The organism is Blautia sp. MCC269 (genome assembly GCF_018785655.1).
Lineage (GTDB): Bacteria > Bacillota > Clostridia > Lachnospirales > Lachnospiraceae > Blautia_A.
Genome location: NZ_WQQE01000012.1, coordinates 51,570 through 58,397 on the forward strand (window position 1 = coordinate 51,570; position 6,828 = coordinate 58,397).

General features: G+C 43.0%; 1 protein-coding gene. It reads right to left on the reverse strand.

The window, feature by feature from the left end; genetic code table 11:
* Positions 1 to 32: 32 nt before the first annotated feature.
* A complete protein-coding gene (locus tag GPK88_RS04860) occupies positions 33 to 6,581 on the reverse strand; it encodes a Cna B-type domain-containing protein (protein ID WP_215707572.1) in 6,549 nt (2,182 codons plus the stop codon).
* Positions 6,582 to 6,828 lie beyond the last annotated feature (247 nt).

The following is a 6,828-nucleotide window of genomic DNA, read 5'->3' on the forward strand; positions in this document are numbered from 1 at the left end:
CTTGCGCTCCATCCGCTAAAATAAATAATTACTTATTTAATTTTTGTTTTAGTGCTCTTACTCCATGCGGAATATACTGTCTTGCCATCAGATGTCGTTTTGTAGCTACGGATACGGATATAATAAGTCCTTCCACTGGTCATCGGTTTCGGTACACCGCTTCTTCTCTTAGAATCTCTAATTGTGAAGGTTCTTGTTGTACCTTTTCTGAAATCACTCTTCTGACTGATCATAATCTGATATCCTGTTGCTCCTGTGCTTCCCTTCCAAGTTACTGTAGCCTGTTTCTTGGCTGTACTCTTGGCAGTTAAACCTGTCGGAGCTTTTGGCAGAATGCTGAATGTTGCAGAACCTGCATATTTAGCATATTTGCCTTTACCTTTTACAATTACGGAACCGATTCCCGGATTCTTGTTGTTCTTGAAGCTTACTGTATAGTAGCTGGAGCTGAGTTTAGTCTTTCCATAGTATACAGACTTCACAGCAGGTTTCCGTGTCTTTCCGTTGTAGGTAACTTTAGTCGGGGAAATCTTAACTGTAAGTTTCTTGGTAAACTTGGTGTATGTATTCTTGATGGCAATTGTGCCCTTGGAACTGATGCTGCCAATTGTTACCTTGTAACCAGTCGGTGTCTTAACGAGTTTTGCAGAGTAGGCAATCTTCTTGCCTGCTGAATTCTTGTTAAGTCCTGATACAGTTGCTTTCCACTTGTTTGCACTGTTCAGTACTACTTTCTTGCTGGTTGCTTTACCATTTGCATAGATCTGAACGGTTAAGCTGGAAGGACGGGTGAGAAGGGCATTGTCCAGGTCACTCCATGTGTTCTGTACGACTACAGATGTCTTGTAAACACTGTGTGTAAATGCTGCAACATAGCCGTCTGCAACGCTTCCAGTCACTTTCTTAGTATAACCGGATACATCGGAAATTGCAACCGCATATTTGATTTCTTTTCCGTTTGCGTACTTCGGAAGATTATTCCATGTCTTGAAAGAATCAATCTTCAGGTTGATGTTATCTCCCTCTTCTTTATCATCTTTCATAAGCTGTACGCTGATGGTTGCCGGACGGATTCCATCCTGGTTGTTTGCGTCATTCCATGCACTCTTGATGGATACATTTACTGTCTCCGGTACATGTTTGTAAGTAACTACAACTCCATTATCATCCAGGACATTACCTGTTGTTGTAATGGTGTAATCTTTGTTTTCGGTTGTCTTAACGGTATAGTTGATTCTCTTTCCGTCTTTCTTGACATCAACCTTTTTGAAGGAAGCTTTCCAGCTGTTCTTCTCATCTAAGGTTACTTTGTTTCCTGTTGCCTGTCCTTCTGCATAAAGCTCTGCTTCTACAGAATCAAGACGTTTGCCATCCTGGTTGTTTGCATCATCCCATTTTACGCTTACCGGGATCTGAACTGTTCCCGGGATGTAAGTATTGATCACATTAAATGTGTTGCCATCAGCTTCTGTTCTTGTCTCATATTCAGAATCAAGATCTGTTACTGCGACCTCATATTTAACTGTTACGCCAACTTTGCCTGCTTTGTATTTCGGAAGATCCTTCCATACTTTTGCAAAGCTGTTGTTGCTGCTCAGAGTAATCTCATCGCCAACAGCCTCACCGTCTGCTTTCAGCTGGACACTGTAAGCTTTCGGACGCTGATTATCCTGATTGTTCTTGTCATTCCATGTTGTGTTTACGGAAACGCTTACCACTTCCGGTTTGTGAGTGTATGTCAGAACAAGTCCTGCTGCTCCGCTTCCGGTGCATGTGTAAGTATATCCATCTGCTTTGGTTCCTACCAGAGTGTACTTGATTTCCTGGCCGTCTTTCTTCAGTTCCATTTTACCGAAGGAAGCTGTCCAGTTGTTATCTGCAGTAAGTCTTACTTTCTTACTGTTGGATACATCTCCTGCATAGATCTCTGCCTCTACAGCCTCCGGACGAATTCCATCCTGGTTCTCTGCATCATCCCATACAACAGATGCTTTTACTTCTGCTTCTTCAGGTACATGAGTTGCTGTAACTGTAAATCCGGTTGCTGCATCTCCGGTAATCTCTACTGTATACTCAGATCTGATTCCAGGTGCCTCAACGGTATAAACAACTTTCTTACCAGCTTTGTACTCAGCAAGTCCGCTCCATGTCTTGGTCCAGTTGCTGTTTGCATTAACAACAATTGCATCGCCAACATTCTCGCCATCTGCTTTCAGCTGTAAGGTTACAGTATTCGGACGGATTCCATCCTGGTTCTCACCATCTGCCCATTTTACAGTTGCTGTTACATCGACTGCTTTTACCTTGTGTGTATATTTCAGAACAAGGCCGTCTGCTCCGCTTCCCTCTGTTGTCAGATCATATCCTTCAACTTTGGTTGCCTGAAGTGTGTAGTTGATTGGTTTACCGTTTTTGTTTACTGCAAGTTTCTCAAAGGTTGCCTTCCAGTCAGTATCTGCTGTAAGGCGTACCTTTTTGTTTGTAGATACGTTGTCTGCATAAAGTTCAGCCTCTACAGCCTCCGGACGGATTCCATCCTGGTTGTCCTGGTCATCCCAGTTTGCAGATACAGCGATATCAACACCCTTTGGTGTGTAGCTGTTTGTGATTGTGAAGCCTGTTGCTGCGTCTCCGGCTGTTGCCTGAGTGTACTCGGAACGAAGACCGGTCTGCTCTACTGTGTAAGTAACCTTCTTACCAGCTTTGTTAACCGGAAGGTTATCCCATGTCTTGGTCCACTTGTCGTTTGTTCCATCAACTGTGATTCTGGATCCAACTGCCTCACCGTCTGCTTTCAGCTGAAGTGTTACAGAATCCGGACGGATTCCATCCTGGTTCTCTGCATCATCCCATGTGATGGTTGCGGTTACTGCTGTAACGGCTGCCTTATGGGTAAATGTAAGAGTAAGTCCGTCTGTTGCGCTTGTATAATCTTCTACTTCTTTTGCAGCTTTCAGAGAATAGTTCACTGCCTCGCCGACTTTACCTGCTGCGTATACAGGCATGTCTTTGATGGTTGCTGTCCAGTTCTCTTCTGCTGTAAGAGTTACTGTCTTGTCTGTTGCTGTGTCACCTGCGTAAAGAACTGCGTCAACAGATGCCGGACGAACACCATCCTGGTTCTCTGCGTCATCCCATTTTGCGGATACTGTGAGATCTTTTACTGCCGGTGTGTGGGAGTTCTTAACTGTGATAGCTCCTGTTTCTTCATCAGTTACTACTGCAGATGCGTATCCGTCCGGAAGTCCGGATTCTTCTACAGTGTACACAATTGCCTGACCAACTGCACCAGCTTTATTTACCGGAAGGTTTGACCAGGTCTTTGTCCAGTTACCATTGCTGTCTGCTTTTACAGTGATGGCATCTCCAACTGCTTCGCCGTCAGCTTTGAGCTGTAAGGTTACTTCCTTCGGACGGATTCCATCCTGGTTGTCTGCATCATCCCATGTTACGTTTGCGGTGATACCTGTTTTTTCGATTTCGTGTTTGTAAGTAACAACAAATTCATCATCAGAAGAGCTTCTTGTTACTTCTGCTGTATAGTTGTTTGCTGTCAGTGTGTCATCTTCAACAGCTGTTACGAGATAGGAAATATGCTGTCCGTCTTCATCCTCGGATGCCAGATTCTTCCATGTATATTTCCACTCATTCTCTGCGTTGAGTTCTACCGGATCACCAACTTTTTCTCCATCTGTTGTTGTCAGCTGAAGTGTTGTTTTTTCCGGACGTTTGTTATCACGGTTGTTGTCATCATCCCATGTAGTTGTTACATTAAGTGTTCTACTTGGAACTACGGTAACCTGTACCGGGTCGGATGTAACATTATTCCATTTTGCAACTACACCGACGTTACCTTTTTTAACACCTGTAACTACACCTTTATCTACAGTTGCAATGCCAGTATTGTAGCTCTCCCATGTGATTTCCGGATTCTCAACATACTGAGTTCCATCCCATGCTTTCGCTTCAATTGTATTTGTATCGCCCTGTACTACTCTCAGCTTATCTGCCGGAGTAAGAACCAGTCTTGCGTCAGATGTTACTTCTACCTCACAGGTAGCTGTAGGATCAAACGGATAACATTTGATTGTGATCGTAGTCTTTCCAGGAGAAACAGCTGTAAGATGCAGCATTCTTCCATCTTCCGGATCTGCTTTTGCTGTAACGATATTTGTATCGCCTTCAACCATCTCAAGTTTTGAAAGCTTCGGATTACTCTTATCTGCCCAGAACTTTCGTTCCAGTTCTGTTCCATCTTCCTTAATAAAGGTACCCAGGATTGTTGCTGTACCGGATTCTCCCATCTTCATAGATAAGGAGTTTTGGTTCAGATACAGTCCTGCTTCACCATTAACCTTAATGGCGATACTCTGCCATACACCATAAAGCTGTCCAGTTTCCATCGGTACATAATATTTATGGCTCAAATAAATATATCCACTGTATGGAGTCTTTCCTGTAACGCTTACTTTTTCTCCTGCCTGCTTTACAATATCAATATTATAAATACCGTTACCATAAAACTGGGCATTCAGACTTCCATGACCGTTTTCAAAATAACCGATCTTCCAGGTATCTGTAATATCTTCACCGGCATTGTTGGTTTTGGTTTCACCCTTAGTTCCGGTAATTTCTACAGCTTCACCTTTTACAACAACTTTCTGGTTTTCGGTTACATTTACTTTAATATCTTTTACTTTTGTTCCGTTGTAGCTTACTGTAACAGTTGTGCTCGCTGTTGTCTGACCTTCTGGAAGATCCTTCGCAGTGATAACACCAACAGAATCTACTGTTGCAACAGCTTCGTCAGCTGACTTCCAGGTTACATCTGAAGACTCATTATATCCCTCTCCGGTGGATCCCTTAGAATATTCGCCCATATTCAGGAGCTGCCATACGATTTCCTGTGTACTTCCCTGTGCCAGAGTTACTTCATTCTGTCTGTCAGATAAATACAGACCATCGTATACAACGTTTACTGTTGCACTCTGTTTATAGGTCTTGCCATTGGCAGCTGTCCAGGATGCTCTTACTGTTGTTGTACCTTCACTGACACCTGTAATCTTACCGCCATTTACAGTTGCAATCTTGTCATCGTCAACTGACCATGTGATTTCAGGATTTCTTACAGTAGAATCGTTGGATTTTGCAGTCGCTTTGATCGTAGCAGTTCCGTTTTTCTTAATGTTATATTCTGCAGCATCAAAAGCAAGGCTTCCTGATCCTTTAACAATGACCTTGACTGTATCCTCAGAGCTTCCATATGATGCTGTTATGGTAGCTTCTCCAGCTGCTCTCGCTGTTACCTTGCCATCGGAATCTACAACTGCAACCGTTGGCTTGTCGGTACTCCAGGAGACTCCCGCTGTATCAACTGCCTCACCGGTTTCACCATGACCATCAATTACTTTGAAATCAATTGCTTTTGATTGCTTCTTGTCTTCTTCATCCAGAGATAATTCAATAGTTTTTGTTGTTCCGTCACTTCCGACCGGCTCTGTAATATAGAAACCTTTAACAAAAACACGGAAACTCATAGTCAGCGGATCACCGACCGGATTTCCCTCTCCATCTTTTGGCTGATAAGTACCTGTAATAACAGCTCCGCCAACCTTGTCACTTCTTAACTGAATCTGAATATCTGAATTAGTATTATATACTCTTACGACAGATGGATCACTAGATTCCCAGGTAATATCTTTAACTTTAATCTTCTGTCCGTCTTTTACGCCATAAGCATATACGTAAATAGAAGAGTTCGGCATAACCCTCTTAAATACTACATTGCCATCGATCATTTCTACATCCGTGTCAGCTCCGACATCACCTCTGAGATAAATGCCGTCTGCCGGAGATACCATCGGCTGGTATAAGGACTCTGTATCTGACTCAATTCTGAATATAGAAGTATAATCACCCGGTTTCTTATTTTTCTTGTTTTCTGGATTAGTCAGATCATTGGCCATCTCATCGAAGTCTATGATATAACGATGGAGGATAGTTCCCTCTGAACGCCATTTGACATACTTCAGAGAAGCTTTCTGGAATCCTGCACCTGTAACTTTAGCGTTTCCATTCTCATCCCTGGCGAAATCCGCCTCCGGCACATATCCATTGGAACTGGAACCTCCTACGTTACCTACCGGCCAGAACTTTGTCAAATCATACTCTCTCTTACCGCTATAATACTTACCACTTGGAGAGCTGATAGAAGCTTCCATTTCAAACTCATCACCAGCATTTACAATTTTACGTTCAGGCTTTACATTAACCTTAAAAGTATTAGTAACCGTACCTGTTTTGTATTTTGTATCCTCCCAGGTTGCTCTAATTGTTACCGGTTCTGTAGTTTCCTTTAAAGCGGTAAGCTTCACCTTACAACCATTTGTACCATCCTTGGTTACCTGTACTGTGTCAGGATCACTACTTGTCCAGTTAACATAAGAGCCATACTTACTACTGGCTGAGGTGGCTCCATTATCCCAGTCTATTGATCTTACATCCCACGGATTAGCAACATATGTTGAGTCTGTATAGGCAACTCTGTGCCAGATAGCATATCTCTGGTCTTTCAGATTCATTGTAATCTCACTGTTATTTGCAGGATAGCATCCGAGCAGATATCGAATGCTGCGCTTAGTATCGGTCTGCTGATAAACGCGAGTATAACTGTACTGTTGACCATCAGCAATATCAATATAACCTGATTCATGATTTGCATTGTCTGCGTCATCCTGTGCATCTGTACCAATCGAGTAGGAGGGAAAATTAAATAAATTTTCCCGACCTCTCACACCACCGTGCGTACGGTTCCGTACACGGCGGTTC